The 18,741-nt window shown below is 57.6% G+C and carries 17 protein-coding genes and 1 other RNA gene; 13 read left to right on the top strand and 5 right to left on the bottom strand.

Annotated elements, in window-relative coordinates; translation table 11 throughout:
- Positions 1-176: 176 nt before the first annotated feature.
- A complete protein-coding gene (locus VQ830_RS22095; protein WP_337270316.1) occupies positions 177-2,291 on the bottom strand; it encodes a mechanosensitive ion channel family protein in 2,115 nt (704 codons plus the stop codon).
- 221 nt (positions 2,292-2,512) lie between these two features.
- Here VQ830_RS22095 and VQ830_RS28850 point away from each other — a divergent pair, with 221 nt between their 5' ends.
- The 5 genes from VQ830_RS28850 (at position 2,513) to VQ830_RS22075 (ending at position 6,841) form a co-directional block, all read left to right on the top strand.
- On the top strand, positions 2,513-2,992 hold the full coding sequence (locus tag VQ830_RS28850; protein WP_438618463.1) for a GNAT family N-acetyltransferase: 480 nt from the start codon (positions 2,513-2,515) through the stop codon (positions 2,990-2,992).
- Between the two features lie 326 nt (positions 2,993-3,318).
- Entirely contained in the window at positions 3,319-4,149 is an 831-nt protein-coding gene (locus VQ830_RS22090) for a GGDEF domain-containing protein (RefSeq protein ID WP_337270315.1), read from the top strand.
- Positions 4,150-4,218: 69 nt separating this feature from the next.
- Positions 4,219-4,722, top strand: coding sequence for an OsmC family protein (locus VQ830_RS22085; RefSeq protein WP_337270314.1), 504 nt, complete (start codon positions 4,219-4,221; stop codon positions 4,720-4,722).
- Positions 4,723-4,964: 242 nt separating this feature from the next.
- Positions 4,965-5,594: a winged helix-turn-helix domain-containing protein gene (locus VQ830_RS22080; protein WP_337270363.1), complete on the top strand. Its 630-nt coding sequence runs from the start codon at positions 4,965-4,967 to the stop codon at positions 5,592-5,594.
- Positions 5,594-6,841, top strand: a complete 1,248-nt coding sequence (locus VQ830_RS22075; RefSeq protein WP_337270313.1) for an MFS transporter — start codon at positions 5,594-5,596, stop codon at positions 6,839-6,841. Before VQ830_RS22080 ends, VQ830_RS22075 begins: the two co-directional genes overlap by 1 nt.
- An 82-nt stretch (positions 6,842-6,923) precedes the next feature.
- Here the strand turns inward: VQ830_RS22075 and gnd are convergent, their stop codons facing one another.
- The 4 genes from gnd to tkt all read right to left on the bottom strand — a co-directional run bounded on the left by gnd (position 6,924) and on the right by tkt (position 11,693).
- Positions 6,924-7,943: a phosphogluconate dehydrogenase (NAD(+)-dependent, decarboxylating) gene (gene gnd / locus VQ830_RS22070; protein ID WP_337270312.1), complete on the bottom strand. Its 1,020-nt coding sequence runs from the start codon at positions 7,941-7,943 to the stop codon at positions 6,924-6,926.
- A 162-nt stretch (positions 7,944-8,105) separates the two neighbouring features.
- Positions 8,106-8,265, bottom strand: a non-coding RNA gene (gene ssrS / locus VQ830_RS22065) — 6S RNA.
- Between the two features lie 143 nt (positions 8,266-8,408).
- The gene (gap, locus tag VQ830_RS22060; RefSeq protein WP_337270311.1) at positions 8,409-9,419 is read right to left on the bottom strand and encodes a type I glyceraldehyde-3-phosphate dehydrogenase; all 1,011 of its coding nucleotides are present in this window, start codon (positions 9,417-9,419) and stop codon (positions 8,409-8,411) included.
- 300 nt (positions 9,420-9,719) lie between these two features.
- A complete protein-coding gene (tkt, locus tag VQ830_RS22055; RefSeq protein ID WP_337270310.1) occupies positions 9,720-11,693 on the bottom strand; it encodes a transketolase in 1,974 nt (657 codons plus the stop codon).
- A 351-nt stretch (positions 11,694-12,044) separates the two neighbouring features.
- On the opposite strand from tkt, the gene VQ830_RS22050 reads away from it, so the two are divergent.
- The 8 genes from VQ830_RS22050 to VQ830_RS22015 all read left to right on the top strand — a co-directional run bounded on the left by VQ830_RS22050 (position 12,045) and on the right by VQ830_RS22015 (position 18,710).
- Entirely contained in the window at positions 12,045-12,320 is a 276-nt protein-coding gene (locus VQ830_RS22050) for a DUF4164 domain-containing protein (protein WP_337270309.1), read from the top strand.
- A gap of 24 nt (positions 12,321-12,344) precedes the next feature.
- Positions 12,345-12,722 (top strand): cell division protein ZapA, encoded by a 378-nt coding sequence (locus VQ830_RS22045; protein WP_337270308.1) that lies wholly within the window; start codon positions 12,345-12,347, stop codon positions 12,720-12,722.
- A 246-nt stretch (positions 12,723-12,968) separates the two neighbouring features.
- Positions 12,969-13,295: a PadR family transcriptional regulator gene (locus VQ830_RS22040; RefSeq protein ID WP_337270307.1), complete on the top strand. Its 327-nt coding sequence runs from the start codon at positions 12,969-12,971 to the stop codon at positions 13,293-13,295.
- Positions 13,292-13,846: a DUF1700 domain-containing protein gene (locus VQ830_RS22035; RefSeq protein WP_337270306.1), complete on the top strand. Its 555-nt coding sequence runs from the start codon at positions 13,292-13,294 to the stop codon at positions 13,844-13,846. Before VQ830_RS22040 ends, VQ830_RS22035 begins: the two co-directional genes overlap by 4 nt.
- A 40-nt stretch (positions 13,847-13,886) precedes the next feature.
- A complete protein-coding gene (locus tag VQ830_RS22030) occupies positions 13,887-14,597 on the top strand; it encodes a GIN domain-containing protein (protein WP_337270305.1) in 711 nt (236 codons plus the stop codon).
- Between the two features lie 136 nt (positions 14,598-14,733).
- Positions 14,734-15,306 (top strand): DUF1349 domain-containing protein, encoded by a 573-nt coding sequence (locus VQ830_RS22025; RefSeq protein ID WP_337270304.1) that lies wholly within the window; start codon positions 14,734-14,736, stop codon positions 15,304-15,306.
- Between the two features lie 279 nt (positions 15,307-15,585).
- Complete coding sequence (locus tag VQ830_RS22020) at positions 15,586-17,436, top strand: potassium/proton antiporter (protein WP_337270303.1); 1,851 nt, start codon at positions 15,586-15,588, stop codon at positions 17,434-17,436.
- A gap of 68 nt (positions 17,437-17,504) precedes the next feature.
- Positions 17,505-18,710 (top strand): phosphoglycerate kinase, encoded by a 1,206-nt coding sequence (locus tag VQ830_RS22015; protein ID WP_337270302.1) that lies wholly within the window; start codon positions 17,505-17,507, stop codon positions 18,708-18,710.
- The last annotated feature ends 31 nt before the right edge of the window (positions 18,711-18,741 follow it).

The raw sequence follows: 18,741 nt of genomic DNA, 5'->3' as shown, positions 1-18,741 counted from the left end.
TTTAAGAACTAGGCGAACACTATACGCAACCCTAAAACACGCGCGTGAATACCGACTGAACAACAAAGAGTACATCGCCGAATAGGCAGCGGCGTTTCCTTCATCTGCAATTGGGGCAATTTTGAAGCTTGCTGATCGTTCGCGGTGTTTTTCTTGCCTTTCGACAGGGCGAAGAATCAGGCTGCCGTTTCCCCACGCGCCCCGGACTCGGCCGCAAAGCGTGCCGCGACGGAAAGCGCGTCGGCATCCCTATGCTCTGCGCCAGCCACCTGAACGGTCGGGACCGCAAAGGCAATGCCATTGTCGCGAAACGCGTTGCGGATCAGCGCGAGTGCCGTCCGGCGAATCACAAACTGTGTACCGGGTTTCGTCATCATGGAAAGCCGCACCACGATTGCAAATTCCCCGAAATCCTCGACGCCCTTCATCTTGAGCGTTTCGATAATATTCGGCCCAAAATCGGGGTCTTCGAGAAGCTGTTGACCGATCTGCTTGATCAACTTCTTCATCAGGACAAGATCGGTTTCGTAGGGAACGCGCAAGGTGATCTTGTCGATCGTCCAGTCGCGATTGAGATTGCGCACCGCACCGAGTGAGCCGAACGGCACGGTTGTTAAAGGACCGCGATGATGGCGCAGCTTAACAGACCTCAGACTAAAGGCCTCGACGACGCCTTTGTGGTTCCCGCTTTCGATATATTCCCCGATCCTGAAAGCATCGTCCCAGAGGTAGAATATCCCGCTGATGACATCCTTGACGACCGTCTGCGCACCAAAGCCGACTGCCACACCGACGATACCGGCACCGGCGATCAAAGGTCCGATCTCAATGCCCATTCCGGAAAGGACCATCATGCCCGCAATAATGGCGATCACGACACCGCTGATGTTGCGAAAGATCGGCAGTAGCGTTTGAATGCGCGCGCGCCTTGCCCTCTCCTCGTCACCTATATCACCGGTCAGCGGGGATTCGCTGAGCTTTACGTCGATCCCCGTCTTGATCACATGCCAGACGAAATCTGCCGCCAGAAGCACGACGATACCGCCGATGATGCCACGCAGAAGATGCGATAGCGGCGTTTGCGGGGTCATCATCGTCGCGGCGCCGAGCCCGAGTATATAGCCCATCCAGAGGGCCGCCACTGTGATGATCGCGGCGCGCACGCCGCGATCGAGCAAGACTGCTGCGATTGGACGGCGGGCGAGGAAGCCCGCCTCGGCACGGTGCAGTGCGCGAACGGCATAGGTCGCGACCGACAGGACGTAGGGCAAGATCAGCGCATAGATGCCGAGCCAAAGCAGCCAATTGAAACCGGCCACCCATAAACCCCAGAGCAACATGCAATAAAAGCTTAAGAGCCACGTGACGGCGCTGCTGCGTCGCGCGCCTTCTTGGGCCGGTCGCGAGCAGATCGCTTCGATAGCAATCATCAAAAGCCCGATCCCGAGGAAATAGGCGACTGACAGTAACGAGGCTTTCGAGAATCCGAGTGGCGGCAGTATCTGAAGAAAGGCCCAGCCGGCCGCAAAATAGACGATGAACACGGCCGCCCGGCGAAACCAGAAGTAAACGACCTTCGGCCTTGGCCGCTTGCCATCCCCGCCGACAGGCAAAGTGATCAAGAGCACCAGGAGTTTGCCAAGGGCAAGAACGAAGCGCGACGTGATAGAGGCAATGGCGATGGCAATAGCAAGAGCTTGCGTTAAGGGAGGAAAGCTGAAGGCGAGAAGTGGTATCAGCGTTGCAATTGCGAAGATGGTCGGAGGCACAAGCCGCCTAAAAAGCGTATGGACGGCATTTCGGGGCGCCTGGTCGCCCCGAGACGACCTGCCGCGAAGCTTTGACAAGCTGCGAAACGACACCTCGGCCATCGGGCCGCAAGCGACGAAGATAAGCAGTTTCCAAAGCGGCGCAGCGCTCCCATCGCCACCGATATCAGCTTCAAACCGGCCGGCGGCCGCATCCGCCTCGTCTGGCAGGCCTTCCGCCGCGCCCGCGACCCAGGTGACATGGCGCCGGACATGGTTGATCAAGTTCGACAGGATCGACATCTGATTGGGGCTTTCTGCCGCCGCATCATTCGTCTGCGCCTGCTTTGAGTTCATCCATTCCTTGACGGCCGGACTTTGCATGAGCTCCATGAGCTGATGCACCTCAGGCGGTGGAGTGACCGGCGCGCCAGCGTTATCCGTGGGTGCCTGGGCTGCCGCGCCTTGCGCAGATGCGACAACCAGCATCAACACACCAAACAACCAGGCAAAACCCCCTGCCGCGCCTGTTCCTCGCCCCATATCCGATCTCCAACCAAATGCCCTGCGGCACCATATCCGCCCGGACAGGAAAGAAAAGCGGCCGGTGCGGCCCGCACGGCAAAAGGATAGAAAACATCGTCAGATGCTGGACAGTGACTTGCCGATCGTCACCTTTTTGTCCCATTTGGGCATGAAGGAGTTTGTCACCAATTCATTAATTCATTGCCCGAAATGCCCGCGAAAGACGCAGCCAGCACACCATGCACGTTTTACAAGAAAAGCCGCACTTAAGTTTTGTCGGTGTCGAGACACCATCTCGAGACGAACGCGCCCTTCTTCTCGTCGAAGCGCTCAACCAGAGTCTCAAATCGATCACGGGGAGCTCGGGAAGCGCAAATGCTGCCCTCACCGACTTTGACAACCCTGATGCTATGTTTCTCCTCGCCATGCGCGGCGACGAGGCTGTAGGCTGCGGCGGTTTTCGGCCGATATCGAAGGATGTTTGCGAGCTGAAAAGAATGTTTTCCCTGCACAGAGGATGCGGAACCGGCGCTCGGCTTCTGCATGCGTTGGAAGATCGTGCAAGGAAACGCGGTTACTTGCAAATCTGGCTGGAAACGCGTCGTATCAACGAGAGGGCCGTGCGCTTTTATATGGCGCACAATTACACAAAAATCGAGAATTATGGCCCTTATCGAGGCAGGGAAGACGCTGTATGCTTTAGTAAAGTGCTTTGCTGATTCCCCTCCATCCGAAGCAATATGATGTTCGCGATCAATCCTGTGGTTGCGATTGCTGCTTCAGATCTGGATTTGCAAGGTTTTTAAAACAAAACTTTCTTTGCGCATTTGCGTGCGCCAAGATTTTATCTGACGGGTCAAGGATACACCTTGTGGATAGTACATGAGATCGTTAAAGTTCTATATACTACCTTAAGGAAGTAATTACTGATGCTACATAGGTTCTCACCCGCCCCCGGGCTCCTTGGCGGAGCCTGCGTAATGATTACGAAGGAGCGACAGTGCTGGGTCTGTTTCGAAGATCGCTGATCTTCAAAGTTTTTGTTATGGCTTTTTTGGCCATGCACGTGCCGCTTCTGGCGCTCATCGTCTATCTTGCGGCTGGCTTTACCGCCGACGCGACGCGAACATTCGTCGTGATTTTGGCGGCCACGCTGATCGGCACCGGACTGTGCCTTTTTGCATTGTGGAGGCTGATTTATCCGCTGAAAGAGCTCACAGCCGCGGTAAAGCGATATCAAGCCGACAATACGCTGCAGGTCGTAAAGACCAAGCGCCAAGATGAGATCGGTGTTCTCACATCGGCAGTGATGTCTATGGTTTCGCAAGTCGATGCCATGACGAAAAAGCTGCGTCATGAAGTGATGACGGATCCTTTGACAGGATTGCGCAATCGTCGCTGGCTGATGGAGCGCTTTCCCATAGAGCAGGCACGCGCTTTCCGGATGCGCGAACCGATGTCGGTGCTTGTCTTCGATATCGACTTCTTCAAGAGAATTAACGACACCCACGGCCATGGCGTCGGGGATCAGGTTCTCATGGAAGTTGGCGAAATTCTATCGGACTGCCTGAGACCCTATGATTTGTCGGCGCGCATCGGCGGCGAAGAATTCTGCGTCATCTTGCCTCGGACACCGAGCGTAAGGGCGGCTGGCATTGCTCAGCGTCTGCGCAAGGCTTTTGAATCAATGACGGTTCGTCCGCTGGAGCGCGGCGAGATCACCTGCAGCTTCGGCGTCAGCGAGGCGCTTCCCAACGAGACGCTCTCTCAGGTCATGAGCCGCGGTGACAAGGCTCTTTACAAAGCCAAGGAACTCGGCCGCAACTGCGTGATCCGCGCTCTCAGCGATGACCGGTTCGAGCGCTTCTCCTGGTAGTGCCGACAGTGCTGGAACCAATCGACATGCGCGGCGCCATGCTGACTGGCGTCGACGAGGGAAGAAGGCATGGGTGAAAGAACGCATCGCTATTTGGTCAGCGTCACGTGGACGGGCAACGATGGCGTAGGCACGAAAAGCCATCGTAGCTACCGACGGGATCATGAAATCAAGGCTGACACGAAACCGGCTATTCTAGGCTCTTCCGATCCGAGCTTTCGCGGCGATCCGACGCGCTGGAACCCGGAAGAGCTCCTGGTCGCTTCCCTATCGGCCTGTCATAAACTCTGGTATCTCGGGCTTTGCGCCGATGCCGGCGTTACCGTCCTCTCCTACGAGGATGAAGCCGAGGGCGTCATGGCCGAGGAGAGCAGCGGCGCCGGCCAGTTCACCAGTGTCACGCTCCGTCCAAAGATCGAGATCTCCGCGGCGTCAGATCGAGCAAAGGCGGAAGAACTTCACCACACAGCACATGACATGTGCTTCATTGCCCGCTCCGTCAAATTCCCTGTAACGATCGAGCCGATAATCTCGTCGATGACAGGCATCGATATCTCTCCACCGACGGCTTAAGCCGGAACCTCTGCTGCGTCTCCTCCCGACTTTGCTGGAACAAACGCCGCGACGGCAAAAACGTCAGCGCTGATCGCTCCTTGCCGTCGCTCCAGTCGCCCTTAGCGCTCGCCGCATCAGACAGAACGACTTTTAACCTTTCTGCGCATCGTCATCGGGAATCGATAACAGCCAGCGATCTCGCACAATTATTTTACAAATAAATCTTTGCAAAACTTTCTTTGCGGTCCTATCGTTTCTATATGAAGAAGCTGGACAACCGTGAAACCGCAACCCGCGAAATCGAGCAAGTTTGTCCCGATCCGGTTGCATTGAAGGCGCTCACTCACCCTGAGCGCCTCAAGATGCTCGCCATCCTGCGCGTCGATGGCCCGGCGACGGCCACGCAGCTCGCTGCTCAGCTGGGACTAAACAGCGGAGCAACGAGCTATCACCTGAGGCAGCTTGCCCGCTTCGGCTTTATCGAAGAACTTCCCACCTCGTCGCGTCGCGATCGCTGGTGGAAGGCAAGACATGAACTCACCTCCGTGCCGGACGATGCCGCCGCACCGGAAAAATTGGAGGCCAGTCTTGCCTTCACGCAGATGGCGCATGCATTGCAGGTCGATCAATTACGGCAAGCGGTCGCTGAGTATCCCCACCTTCCTGACGCTTGGCGCAGGGCAAGTACTGTGAGCGACTTCATTCTTGTACTCTCACCGGAGCGGGCCGAGCGACTGAAGGATGCCATCATGGGTCTCATCCTCGAGGAAATGCGAACCGCGCCACCACTTGGACAACCGCTGCCCGCCGGCATGGCTCCCGTAACGGTTATGCTGCACGCCTTCCCTTATCCTGGTCGCGTGATGAAAACGCCTGATAAAGGTGAGTGATGACGTGGCGCCGTCCCTTCGTCGCTCTCACGTCAGCCAGTTTACTATCCTCTGCAGGAACGCGCCTTTCGACTATCGCCATCCCTTGGCTTGTCCTGACACAAACCCAAAGTCCTCTTTGGACCGGGATTGTGGGCATGGCAGAGATGCTGCCTTACGTCCTGGTGAAGGCACTGAGCGGACCTCTCATCGACCGGCTTCAGCCGAAACGGATCGCGACTCGATGCGACTGGCTGTCGGCGGTCGTTCTGGCATTGATCCCGGCACTTCACCTCGCGGATAGCCTGACGATACCGATGCTTCTCCCGATCGTTTTCGTCTTAGGCGCGCTCCGCGGCCCAGCTGATGCGGCAAAACAAGCCATGGTTCCTGACATCGCGGCGATTGGCGCCTTTCCCATCGAGCGTGTAACCGGCACGATAACGGCAGTCGAGCGACTTGCCTCGACCTTGGGAGCGGCCACTTCCGGTCTTCTGATTGCTTCGCTCGGACCCGCGCTTTCCCTGGCCGCCAACGGCGCAGCCTTGGCCATTGCCGCCGCTATCGTGCAGTTCGGCATACCCGCATCCACCTCAGCGCGTCGCGTCGTCGCAGGATTTCTCGCCTATGGGAACGAGCTGCTGGACGGCTGGAGGTTTCTGCACGCTGACAAGGTTTTGGTCGCCATCACGATCATGGTCGGTTTGGCCAATCTTCTCGATCAGGGCTTTGGCGCGGTTTTCCTGCCGACTTGGATAAAGACATCCGGCCATGGCCCGCAGGTACTTGGGATTTTATTGGCCACCTTCTCGGGTTGCTCGATCGTGGGCGCGACGATTGCCGCCCTGACGGGGGAACGTTTGCCGCGTCTTCCCGTCTACATCATCGCTTTCTTGCTCGCCGGGTTCCCACGCTTTTACCTGGTTGCCGCTACTGCCATCCTGCCGATGCTCATCACGACTTTCGCAATTGCCGGCTTTGCCTCGGGATTTCTCAACCCTATCCTGTCCGCAGTGATTTTCGAGCATATTCCCAAACATCTCCTGGGTCGGGTCACTGCCCTGACGTCAGCATTGATCTGGGCGTTGTTACCGTTCGGCGGATTGGTTGGAGCCGCCGCGATCACGCTGTTAGGACTTCGCGGCGGCTTGTTCGCAGCTGGAACACTTTACTTGGCAATCTCGATGCTTCCCTTCACGGGAAAAGGCTTCCGAGATTTTAAAAGGATTTCATCGGACGATCTTGAGCCGAACAAGCTTTCAGAGTGATCTGATCAGAAAGAAAAGTGGGCCGCCTGAACAGCCCACTCTGGTGCGACGCAGTTATTATCGTTGCGGCGCGGCCTGTGATTTACGCCTTGGGCTTTTCCACGTGGCCGCCGAAGCCGGCGCGCATGGCCGACAGAACCTTATTGGCAAACTCGTCCTGATCGCGCGAGGTGAATCGCCCGAATAGGGCGGCCGACAGAACCGGCGTCGGCACGCTTTCATCGATGGCAGCCATGATGGTCCAACGGCCTTCGCCGGAATCCGAAACACGGCCGGCATATTGGCTGAGACCGGCATCGCCATGCAGGGCGTCCGCCGTCAAGTCGAGAAGCCAAGAGGTGATGACGCTGCCGCGACGCCACAACTCGGCAATATCGGGCAGTGCGAGATCGTATTGGTAATGCTCGGGATGGGCGATTGGCGCTGTTTCGGCGTCCACTTCATGATCCTTCGCGCCGATATTGGCATGTTTCAGGATATTGAAGCCTTCGGCGTAGGCCGCCATCAAGCCGTATTCGATGCCGTTATGGACCATCTTGACGAAGTGGCCGGCACCGTGCGGACCGCAATGCAGATAGCCTTGCTCGGCCGTGCTCTTGTCGCTCGGCTGACGATGGGCAGACACGGGAGCTGCATCGATTCCCGGTGCAAGGGTGGCGAAGATCGGATACAGCGATTCCACGATCGGCTTTTCGCCGCCGATCATCAGGCAATAGCCGCGCTCAAGACCGAAGACGCCACCGCTAGTGCCGACATCGACGTAATGAATGCCTTTGCTCGAGAGTTCTTTTCCGCGGCGAATATCATCGTGATAGTAAGAATTACCGCCATCGATGATAATATCGTCCTTGTCGAGCAGCGGCACGATCGTTTCGATGATCTTATCGGTGATTGCAGCCGGCAGCATCAGCCAGACGGCGCGCGGACGCGACAGCTTGGAGACGAACTCCTCAAGAGAGGTGGCGCCGGTTGCGCCTTTCCCTGCCAATTCGTCAACGCTGGCCTGCCGGGCGTCATAAACGACGCACTCATGCCCGTCGCGCATCAGCCTTTGAACCATGTTCGCGCCCATGCGGCCCAAGCCAACCATACCAAGTTGCATAAAACTTCTCCTGCGATCCAGATTGGGATGTATGTCCACACATAGCACCACGACTGTCACAGGCAAGCGACGTCTGCGTCACAAAGAGGCGATATTCGCATTCCACGGCATCCCGTTCCGCGACAACAGCGGTGAGACAGGAAATTTTTTTGCAGGAGAGAGGTGCGGTCCACCCAACCGATGGAAACTATCGATCCTGGGCGCCTACTGAAGTAGGTGGGCGCCGTATGTCCAAGCCCACGAGCCCGGACAGGGACAGCTCCCTAAGGATCGGGTATGGCCCCGAGGATTCATTTGTTCCTGTCGGGAAGCGCAGACCGCAAACGAAATATAGGCAGGTTCGGTGCCTTGCGCCAGTGGCCATGCCGCCCTCATGCGAAATAATCCTCTGTCGCGTCAAAGACCGGAGAAAAACACAAACGGCCCGCACGAGGCGGGCCGCGTCGAACGATCAAATCGTTGCGATTAGATGAGCTTTGCGAAAGCCACAGCCGTATCGGCCATGCGGTTCGAGAAGCCCCATTCGTTGTCATACCAGGTCAGGATGCGCACGAACGTGCCTTCCATGACCTTCGTCTGGTCGATTGCGAAGATCGAGGAATGGCTGTCATGGTTGAAGTCACGCGAGACGAGCGGCTCTTCCGTGTAGCCGAGAATGCCTTTCAAAGGACCGTTCGCAGCAGCCTTGATCGCCTCGTTGATTTCCTGCGTCGTCGTTGCGCGCTTGGCAACGAACTTCAGGTCGACAACCGAAACGTTCGGGGTCGGAACGCGGATCGAGGATCCATCGAGCTTGCCCTTGAGTTCCGGAAGAACGAGACCGACGGCCTTGGCAGCACCCGTTGACGTCGGGATCATCGACAAGGCCGCAGCACGGGCGCGGTAAAGGTCCTTGTGCATCTGGTCGAGCGACGGCTGGTCGTTGGTGTAGGAATGGATCGTGGTCATGAAACCATGATCAACGCCGATGAGATCGTTCAGAACCTTCACCACGGGAACGAGGCAGTTCGTCGTGCACGAAGCGTTCGAAATGACCTGATGGTCCTTCGTCAGCTTGTCGTGGTTAACGCCATAAACGACGGTAAGATCTGCGCCATCGGCAGGTGCCGAAACAATAACGCGCTTGGCGCCGGCTGTCAGGTGGGCAGCAGCTTTATCGCGGGCGGTGAAGATACCGGTGCATTCCATCGCGATATCGACGCCGAGGTCCTTGTGCGGCAGGGTTGCGGGATCCTTTACGGCCGTCACCTTGATCGGCTTGCCGTTGTTGACGATCAGGCTGTCGCCTTCGACTTTCACTTCCGCAGGAAAACGGCCGTGGATGGAATCGTAACGCAGAAGATGGGCGTTGGTCTCAACCGGACCGAGATCGTTGATCGCAACGACCTCGATATCCGTGCGGCCGGATTCGACGATGGCGCGCAGGACGTTGCGGCCGATGCGGCCGAAACCGTTGATGGCTACCTTGACTGTCATAAGCATTCACTCCCGATTTGGCAGGCATCGACCGGATACGATCGAAAGCCCGCTGTTTCTTTCTAAGGAGCGCCGGCAGCGCCCCGTTCAATTTCATCCACCGAGCACACATCGCTATCAAGCAACGTACCGCTCTCCATCGCCCTCGATCGCGCCTGAAGCCTTCTATGCCTAAGACGCGGTGCTCGCAACAGGGTCGATGATCTTCGTTTCATTGCTAATAGTGCAGAAGCGGTGGTGGCCGATAGACAGACCCGAAGCGGGCTCGGCGGCGCCTTTTACAAGCGCCGCCGACCAGGATCAGAGCTTGGCTTCCGCGGCGGCGACAACGGCTTCTGCCGTAATGCCGAAGTGCTTGTACAGCTCCTTGTAAGGACCGGACGCACCGAAGCTCTTCATACCGACGAACGCGCCTTCGGGTCCGATGAAGGCGTCCCAGCCTTCGCGCACCGCTGCTTCAACCGCAATCTTCACCGGCGAATTGCCGAGCACTTCCTTGCGGTAGGCTTCCGGCTGCTCGAAGAAGAGTTCGGTGCAAGGCACGGAGACGACACGGACCGAAACGCCCTTGCCTTCCAGGGTCTGGCGGGCCGCCATCGCGATTTCCACTTCCGAGCCGGAAGCAAAAATAGTGACCTTGGCATCGGCAGAACCGACCAGCGTATAAGCACCCTGCTCGCACAGGTTCTTTTCGCTGTATTCGGTGCGAGCCGGCGCAAGGTTCTGGCGGGTCAGCGCAAGCCCTGACGGACGGTCCTTGTGCTTGAGCGCGATCTGCCAGCATTCAGCCGTTTCTGTCGCGTCGGCGGGACGGAACATCATCAGATTCGGAATGGCGCGCAGCGCTGCGATCTGCTCGACTGGCTGGTGCGTCGGGCCATCTTCGCCAAGGCCGATCGAATCGTGCGTCAGCACGTGAATGACGCGAATACCCATCAAACTGGCAAGACGGATCGACGGACGGCAATAATCCGAGAAGATCAGGAAGCCGCCGCCGTAGGGGATCAGACCGCCATGCAGCGACAAACCGTTCATAGCCGCAGCCATACCATGCTCACGGATCCCGTAATGCATGTAGCGGCCTGAGAAATCGACCGGCGTGATCGACTTCATTTGGCTGGTCTTGGTGTTGTTGGATGGCGTCAGGTCGGCTGAACCGCCAATCGTCTCCGGCAGGATGCCGTTGATGACTTCAAGCGCGTCTTCCGAAGCCTTGCGGGTCGCGACCGTCGGCTTGGTTTCGGCCAGCTTCTTCTTGTAGTCTGCGATGGCAGCATCAAAGTTTGTAGGCAGATCGCCAGCAAAGCGGCGTTCGAATTCGGCCTTGGAGGCATGCTTATCGAGACGTCCCTGCCAGGCAGCGACTTCGTCCTTGGAGCGGCTGCCAGCAGCGCGCCAAGCGTCAAGGACGTCGTTCGGAACAACGAAAGGCTCATAGCTCCAGCCAAGCGCCTTGCGGGTTGCTGCAATTTCCTCAGCGCCGAGCGGGCTGCCGTGGACCTTGTGCGTGCCCTGCTTGTTCGGCGCACCGAAGCCGATGACCGTCTTGCAGGCGATGAGCGTCGGACGGTCCGACTTCTGAGCCTGCTCGATGGCAGCACCGATTGCCGCCTGGTCGTGACCGTCGATCTCGATCGTGTTCCAGTGAACCGCCTTGAAGCGCGCGATCTGGTCCGTCGAATCCGACAGCGAGGTGGAGCCATCGATGGTGATCGAATTGTTGTCCCAGAAGACGATCAGCTTGTTGAGCTTCAGGTGTCCGGCAAGCGCAATGGCTTCCTGGCTGATGCCTTCCATCAAGCATCCGTCGCCGGCGATGACATAGGTATAGTGATCCATGACATCCGCGCCGAACTCGTCGCGCAGCTTGCGCTCAGCAAGCGCAAAGCCGACGGAATTGCCGATGCCCTGGCCGAGCGGGCCGGTTGTCGTCTCGATGCCGGTGGCGTGGCCGTATTCCGGATGGCCGGCGGTCTTGGAACCGAGCTGACGGAAATTCTCGATATCCTTGATCGTCATGTCCGGATAGCCGGTAAGATAAAGGAGCGAATAAAGCAGCATGGAGCCGTGACCAGCCGACAGGATGAAACGGTCGCGGTTCGGCCAGTGAGGATTGGTCGGATCGAATTTCAGGTACTTCGTGAAAAGGACGGTCGCAACATCCGCCATACCCATAGGAAGGCCGGGATGTCCGGAATTTGCCTTTTCGACGGCATCCATGGCGAGGAAACGGATTGCATGTGCCATCCGGTCATTTTGTTCGGGTGAGGTCATGGCTTTGTCCACGGTGTTCCGAGTGACTGGGGATGGCCCCAAGGCTCGCGGGAGGCCATCGATGAGAGCGTGCCGAGAAATAGCAGTTGGAACGGCCAAGTCAATAAATGCGACCGTCACTTGACCCCTCTTGCGCTATTTTTTTGACATTTGCATGTCCGGTTGAACAAAAGCGCAAAATAAACGCTATGGTAAACAAATAGCTTCATCCACAGATTACGGCCTTTTCAGTGTGCTGCAATGCGCCAGACTTTATTGACGCGCGTTCTGCTGAACGCATATCTTGACGATGTCGAATTTGGATCATTCGGGCCGATTCGCCGGATGCCCCGAGCCGAAAGCCGGAGAGACATGACGCCCAGTGGCAATAGTTTGGAAATGGCGCTTAGCGAGCTGAACAAAGCGCTGTCGAGCCTTGAAAATGCCGTGGACATGCGGCTTGAACGTCAGCGCGAGCAGGGCGATGTCGAGATTGAGGTGCGTCAGATCCACGCCGACCGCTCCAAACTCGCACAGGAGCTCGATCAGGCAGAGTTTCGGGCCAATCGTCTCGAGGAAGTCAATCGCGAAGTTTCGCGTCGGCTGGTGACGGCCATGGAAACCATCAGGGCCGTTCTGGACCGCTGATATAGTCTTGGAGACGCGTGAAGCATGGCGCAGGTGACAGTAACGATCGATGGCAAGGCCTATCGGATGGCCTGCGAAGAAGGTCAGGAACAACATCTGATCGATCTCGCCACGCGCTTCGATGCCTATGTCAGCCACCTGAAAAGTCAGTTCGGTGAAATCGGCGACCTCAGGATTACGGTCATGTCCGGGATCATGATCATGGACGAGCTCTCCGAAATGACCCGCAAGATCTCCAGTCTGGAGAAGGAACTCGATACGCTGAAGGCGAGCCGCGAAACGATCACTGCCGCGACCGCACGCACGGAAGAAAATCTTGCTGTGGCTCTTAATGAAGTAACCTCGCGCATCCACACCATTGCCGAAAAACTGAGCGGCAAGGTCACCGTCGAACAGGACTGAACTCGCGAGAAGAGCGGACTGCTTTTGCGGGGGCGCATTATTTCAGGACAGTCCCGACCAGATTGCTCGCCTGGGCGGGCTTTGCTTGCTGTAGGCACCAAGAGCTCGCGCGCCCCTCCCCTCTAAATCCCCGATCTAATGCATTCACGTTCAACGGCCACGATGCCATCCAAGAACAAAGTTATACACGGTACCTTGCATTAAAAGGTACCTTGCTTTATACGAGATAAAACGAAAGAAGCGAGCATGGCCGACTCCATACAGATCCAGTTACGCAAGGGCGCCCTAGATCTTTGCGTGCTCGCAGTTCTCTCGCGCGGCGAAAGCTACGGCTATGAAATCGCCAGCACGCTTGCCGAGGCTGTCGGCATGGGTGAGGGCACGATTTACCCGCTGATGCGCCGGATGCAGAATGATGGCCTGGTGGCAACGCGACTTGTTGAATCGCAGAGCGGGCCGCCGCGAAAATATTATCGGCTGACCCCAGCCGGCCACGCAATATTTGAAGCACATAGAAATGACTGGCGCAGTTTCTCAAGCGCCGTAGAAGCACTTTTGAAGGACCCGTCATGACGAAAGATGCATTTTTACGCATGCTGAGACAGGGACTGACCGGGCTGCCGCCGCGCGAGATCGAGGAAATTTTAGCCGATTACCAGGCCCATTTCGTGGATGCCGCAGCTTCGGGGCGCAGCGAAGAGCAGGCCGCCGCGGCCTTGGGCGATCCTGCCCGCATCGCCCGCGAATTGAAGGCTGATGCAGGCTTGCGGCAATTTGAAGCCAGATGGAGCCTTTCGAACCTTAGGGTTGCCATGCTCGCTTTGGCAGGGCTGACGATTTTCGATTTCCTCTTCCTGCTGCCGGTCTTCATCGCACTGGTCGCCGTCGCATTTGGGCTTGCGGCTGCGCTTTTCGGCATCGGCGTTGCGGGGATTGCAGTCCTCTTCAAAACCCTGGTCCTGAGCTACGGCACGGCCGGCTTTGCCGAATTCTTCACGGGCGCCGGTTTGCTCAGTGGATCGATTGGCGGCTTTGCCTTGCTGCTCTTATGCGCCGGCGCAGCCATCCGCATTCTGGGACGCTATGTGCGGCTTCATTTCCAGCTCATCCAGACAGCAAACTAAATCGCAACAGACTTGTCAGGCAGTTGAGGGAGATTGAAGAATGACGCGTGCATTGAAGATCGTTGCCTTAACGGGCATTCTCGGAGCAGTTGCTCTGCTGTCCATGGGCAAAGCCCTTTCAGGGCGTCCTGCCTGGCTCGAGGTGGCAAATGTCCTTGATCGGCAGAGCGGAAGCTGCGCCGATTCTCCACCCTTGGGAGATCAGCTCGTCCTTCCCTTCAAGCCTACCGATCATCTGACAATCGATCTCCCCGCCTCGATACATTACCAGCCAGGGGGCGAAGCTCAGGCGATCGTGACAGGCGACCCTGCGATCCTCGGCAATGTCAAATTCGAGGGCGACCGACTGACCATGGAATGCAATAGCAACTCAGGGAGCTCCTCGTTTCAGGTCACTATCTCAGGTCCACCAATTTCCAATTGGAAGCTGATGGGTTCGGGCGAAATGAGCCTCTCGGAGATCGACCAGCCTAAGTTGGACGTTACCATAAATGGCAGCGGCAGCGTGAACGCGACCGGAAAAGTCGAAAAACTGGCGCTGACAATCGCCGGCTCCGGAAGTGCCCAAACGAATGGTCTTGAGGCAAAGTCGGCCGCCGTGAAAATAAACGGCAGTGGCGATGCTGAAATCAAGGCCTCCGTTGACGCGGAGGTCTCGCTTAATGGAAGCGGCAATGTCAGGCTCTCCGGTCACCCAACCTTGCGCAAATCCGAAATCAACGGAAGCGGCAGAATAAAGCAGGACGACTGACCGCACGAAAGCATTCGTCTGCGCGACGCGATTGCAACCGGGCTGCCGCGCTATATATCGCAACCGGACAGGCAAAAACTTCGCCATAAATGGCGCATGCCATCTTCACATCTCCAAAGACTTGAGGACACTCGAAATGAAAGACGGCATATGGCTGAACGAGCCCAAAAGCTGGTCCTGGGAGGGCGAGGACTTGGTGGTGGAAACCAGTGCCGGCAGCGATTTCTGGCGCGAAACCCACTATGGTTTCACGCGTGACAGCGGCCACTTCTTCGGCATTTGCACCGCCAGCGCTTTCACCGCGCAACTTCGGGTTCGAGCCAACTATGAGACGCTCTACGACCAGGCCGGACTGATGGTGCGGATTGACGAGCGTCGCTGGGTCAAAGCAGGCATCGAACTATCGGACGGCCGGGCGATGCTCTCGAGCGTGCTGACCGATGGGCGTTCGGATTGGGCGACCGGTCCTTATGAGCACGACGCCCGCGACTTTCATATCCGGGCAACCGTGGCGGACGGTGTCCTGCGTCTGCAGTCATCCCATGATGGGCACACTTGGCCGCTGCTTCGTCTTGCGCCATTTCCAAAAGCGGAAGCCTACCTGGTCGGCCCAATGTGCTGCACCCCGGAACGGGCAGGACTGGCGGTCCGGTTTTCAGACTTCCGCTTGACCGCTCCGCTCGGCAAGGACCTGCACGACCTCAGCTGAGGTCCGAACGCGCAAAATGCTGCAAAGCACATCCTCATGGTTTTCCTGCCCTTCTATCGCCCCATTCAGCAGGAAAATTCAGCATGTGCTGTTTCACGGCATATCGTCCGGTTTCGCTTGTTGGCGAAGCTTCCCATGGCATGAGGTGTTTGACGTGCAGGACCGGTTACCAACGGGTAACCTGCTTCGGCTTTCGCTGCTTTCAAGGCATTTTGCCCGCGGGACGGAACGAGCGCAAAGCCGGCAGGTTTTGCAACATGAGCATGGAAAGGGACAGACGTGGAAGCATTTTACATCGTCGTTTTGATCTCGACGGGACTTGTGCTTCTGGCGGCCTTTTCCAGTCTGCTCGCCTTTCGCTTCGGCGCGCCTCTCTTGCTTCTTTTCCTTGGCATCGGCTTGCTGGCGGGCGTTGACGGGCTCGGTATCGAGTTCACCAACAACTATCTCGCCTACATCCTTGGCTCCATCGCGCTTGCGGTCATTCTTTTCGATTCCGGCTTCAGTACCCCCGTGCAGGCCTTCAAACTGGCCGCAGTGCCCTCGCTGGCGCTTTCTTCGGCCGGCGTGCTGTTGACAGCCTCGATCTTCGCCCTGCCCGCCATGTGGCTGCTCGGCTTTACCTGGCTGGAAGGCTTGCTGCTCGGCTCCATCGTGGCGTCGACGGATGCAGCTGCCGTCTTCTTTCTCCTGCGCATCGGCGGCATCAACATCCGCGACAAGGTGCGCTCGACGCTGGAGGTGGAATCGGGCACCAACGATCCCATGGCAATATTCCTGACCATCGCCCTCGTGGGGGTGCTCGCCACGGATCAAGGCTATGGCGGCATCAATATCGGCATGCTGGCGATGTTCATCGAACAAATGGGCCTTGGCGTCATCCTCGGACTGCTCGGCGGAATGATGATCGTCTTGATCGTCACAAAGCTCGAAACCGATCGCGGGCTGACGCCGATCTTCGTTCTGGCGCTGGCGATGCTCGTCTTTTCATTTACCGGTGCGGTCGGCGGCAGCGGCTTTCTGGCGGTTTATGTTGCAGGTATCTATGCCGGCAACAGGCGCCTGCCCGCTTATGCCTCGATCAAGCGCTTCCAGGAAGGTCTGACTTGGCTGGCGCAGATCATCATGTTCCTGGTGCTTGGGCTTCTTGCCACCCCCTCACAATTTCCAGCAATCTTGCTGCCGGCCATTGCCCTTGCGCTCTTCCTCATTTTCATCGCGCGCCCGCTGGCCGTGTGGGCCTCGCTCCTGCCCTTCGATTATACCCAGCAGGAAATCGGCTTCGTCGCCTGGGTCGGGTTGCGCGGTGCCGTCTCCATCCTTCTCGCCATCATGCCGATCCTTGGCAACCTCGAAAATGGCCAGGTCTATTTCAACACGGCCTTCATCATCGTCCTCGTCTCGCTTCTCATTCAGGGCTGGACAATCAAACCGGTCGCCAAAAAGCTTGGGCTGATCGTCCCGCGCCGGATCGGCGCAATCGACAAGGTCGAGGTCGACCTGCCGGGTAGTGCTAATCACGAGTTGTTGTCGTATCGCGTCGTCAAGGACAGTCCAGTCCTGCGCGGCGAACGCATTCCGCGCTGGGCGATCCCGTCGCTTGTCATCCGCGACGGCAAGTCCATGCGTTACCAATATGCCGGTCGCTTGAGGGAAAACGATCTCGTCTACCTCTTCATCGCGCCCGGTTATTCGCGTCTCCTCGACCGGCTCTTCGCAAGCCGCGCGCCTGTGGACGAGGACGATACCGACTTTTTCGGTGCTTTTGCGCTGTCTCCGGCACGCAGCGCTGCCGATCTGGACATGGCTTACGGGCCAGGTCTTCTGAACGAAAACGAGAAGACGCTGACCATCGCCGAACTGATGCGCCAGCGCCTCAACGGCAAGGCAGAATATGCCGACCGCGTGCGCCTTGGCTCGATCATTCTCATCGTACGCGATCTTGACGATCTTGGTCACATTACCTCGATCGGCATGTCGCTCGAACCGGTGGAGCCCGCTACCAACCTGCCGATCTTCATCAATCTTCGGGAAATCGTCGCACGGATTCGCGATCGCTACTTTCGCTCGCACGACAAGAAAGCGGTGGCCGCCGGCCCGGATGAAACGTCAGGCGAAAACCGCTCCTGACTGCCTTGCGTCGGCGATCATCCTTGCTATGGTCGCGCCATCTTTTCAAGAACGGACGGATGTTCACAATGCCCGCATTTAAGACCCTCGACGATCTCCATGCCATCGGTGGAAAGCGCATTCTCGTGCGCGTTGATCTCAATGTGCCAGTCAAGGACGGCAAGGTGACGGACACGACCCGCATCGAGCGCGTCGCGCCGACCATTCTCGAACTGTCACAGAAGGGCGCAAAGGTCATTCTCCTTGCGCATTTCGGCCGCCCGAAGGATGGTCCGTCACCGGACCTGTCATTGTCGACGATTTCGAGCGATGTCGAAAAGGTACTTGGCAAACCAGTGGCAACCGCTTCCGATTGCATCGGCGAGGCAGCGGCATCCGCCGTCTCGGCCATGAAGGATGGCGATATTCTTCTGCTGGAAAATACACGCTTTCACAAAGGCGAAGAAAAGAACGATCCTGACTTCGTCAAGGCTCTGGCCGCAAATGGCGATCTTTACGTGAACGATGCCTTCTCGGCTGCCCATCGTGCCCATGCCTCGACGGAAGGGCTGGCGCATCATCTTCCCGCCTATGCCGGCCGCACCATGCAGGCCGAACTGGAAGCCCTCGAAAAAGGTCTCGGCAATCCGACGCGTCCAGTCGTCGCCATTGTTGGCGGTGCCAAAGTATCGACCAAGATCGACCTCCTGACGAACCTCGTCAAAAAGGTCGATGCTCTTGTCATTGGCGGCGGCATGGCCAATACCTTTATCGCCGCGCGCGGAACCAATGTCGGCAAATCGCTCTGCGAACACGACCTTGCAGAGACGGCCAAGCAGATCATGATCGAGGCTGCAAGCGCGGGCTGCGCTATCGTTCTGCCTGAGGACAGTGTCGTCGCCCGGGAATTCAAGGCAAACGCCGAAAACGAGACGGTTGGCATCAACGCCATCCCCGCTGACGCCATGGTCCTCGATGTAGGCCCGAAATCTGTTGAGGCGATCAAGTCCTGGATCGAAAAAGCAGCGACCCTGGTCTGGAACGGACCGCTTGGCGCATTCGAGATCGAACCATTCGACAAAGCGACCGTCGCCGCGGCAAAAATTGCGGCAGATCGTAGCAAGGCTGGTAAGTTGGTGTCGGTCGCGGGTGGGGGCGACACTGTTTCGGCGCTGAATCATGCCGGCGTCGTTGACGATTTCACCTATGTCTCGACCGCAGGCGGCGCCTTCCTTGAATGGATGGAAGGCAAGGAACTGCCGGGTGTCGCTGTGCTCTCATCAGCGAAGAACTGAACCATAGGAAAAACACAAAGCCCGATCGGCC

The organism is Oryzifoliimicrobium ureilyticum (genome assembly GCF_037199735.1).
Taxonomy (GTDB): Bacteria; Pseudomonadota; Alphaproteobacteria; order Rhizobiales; family Rhizobiaceae; genus Rhizobium; species Rhizobium ureilyticus.
Note: the sequence above shows the minus strand (reverse complement) of the source record. Positions and strands in the feature narration are given on the sequence as shown.

Coding starts and splice junctions, on each gene's coding strand:
- gap (WP_337270311.1), bottom strand. CDS start 9,419: ATGACAGTCAAGGTAGCCATCAACGGTTTCGGCCGCATCGGCCGCAAC.
- VQ830_RS28850 (WP_438618463.1), top strand. CDS start 2,513: ATGCACGTTTTACAAGAAAAGCCGCACTTAAGTTTTGTCGGTGTCGAG.
- VQ830_RS22015 (WP_337270302.1), top strand. CDS start 17,505: ATGCCCGCATTTAAGACCCTCGACGATCTCCATGCCATCGGTGGAAAG.
- VQ830_RS22030 (WP_337270305.1), top strand. CDS start 13,887: ATGACGCGTGCATTGAAGATCGTTGCCTTAACGGGCATTCTCGGAGCA.
- VQ830_RS22095 (WP_337270316.1), bottom strand. CDS start 2,291: ATGGGGCGAGGAACAGGCGCGGCAGGGGGTTTTGCCTGGTTGTTTGGT.
- VQ830_RS22075 (WP_337270313.1), top strand. CDS start 5,594: ATGACGTGGCGCCGTCCCTTCGTCGCTCTCACGTCAGCCAGTTTACTA.
- VQ830_RS22050 (WP_337270309.1), top strand. CDS start 12,045: ATGACGCCCAGTGGCAATAGTTTGGAAATGGCGCTTAGCGAGCTGAAC.
- VQ830_RS22080 (WP_337270363.1), top strand. CDS start 4,965: ATGAAGAAGCTGGACAACCGTGAAACCGCAACCCGCGAAATCGAGCAA.
- VQ830_RS22040 (WP_337270307.1), top strand. CDS start 12,969: ATGGCCGACTCCATACAGATCCAGTTACGCAAGGGCGCCCTAGATCTT.
- VQ830_RS22085 (WP_337270314.1), top strand. CDS start 4,219: ATGGGTGAAAGAACGCATCGCTATTTGGTCAGCGTCACGTGGACGGGC.
- VQ830_RS22025 (WP_337270304.1), top strand. CDS start 14,734: ATGAAAGACGGCATATGGCTGAACGAGCCCAAAAGCTGGTCCTGGGAG.
- tkt (WP_337270310.1), bottom strand. CDS start 11,693: ATGACCTCACCCGAACAAAATGACCGGATGGCACATGCAATCCGTTTC.
- VQ830_RS22090 (WP_337270315.1), top strand. CDS start 3,319: ATGGCTTTTTTGGCCATGCACGTGCCGCTTCTGGCGCTCATCGTCTAT.
- VQ830_RS22035 (WP_337270306.1), top strand. CDS start 13,292: ATGACGAAAGATGCATTTTTACGCATGCTGAGACAGGGACTGACCGGG.
- gnd (WP_337270312.1), bottom strand. CDS start 7,943: ATGCAACTTGGTATGGTTGGCTTGGGCCGCATGGGCGCGAACATGGTT.
- VQ830_RS22045 (WP_337270308.1), top strand. CDS start 12,345: ATGGCGCAGGTGACAGTAACGATCGATGGCAAGGCCTATCGGATGGCC.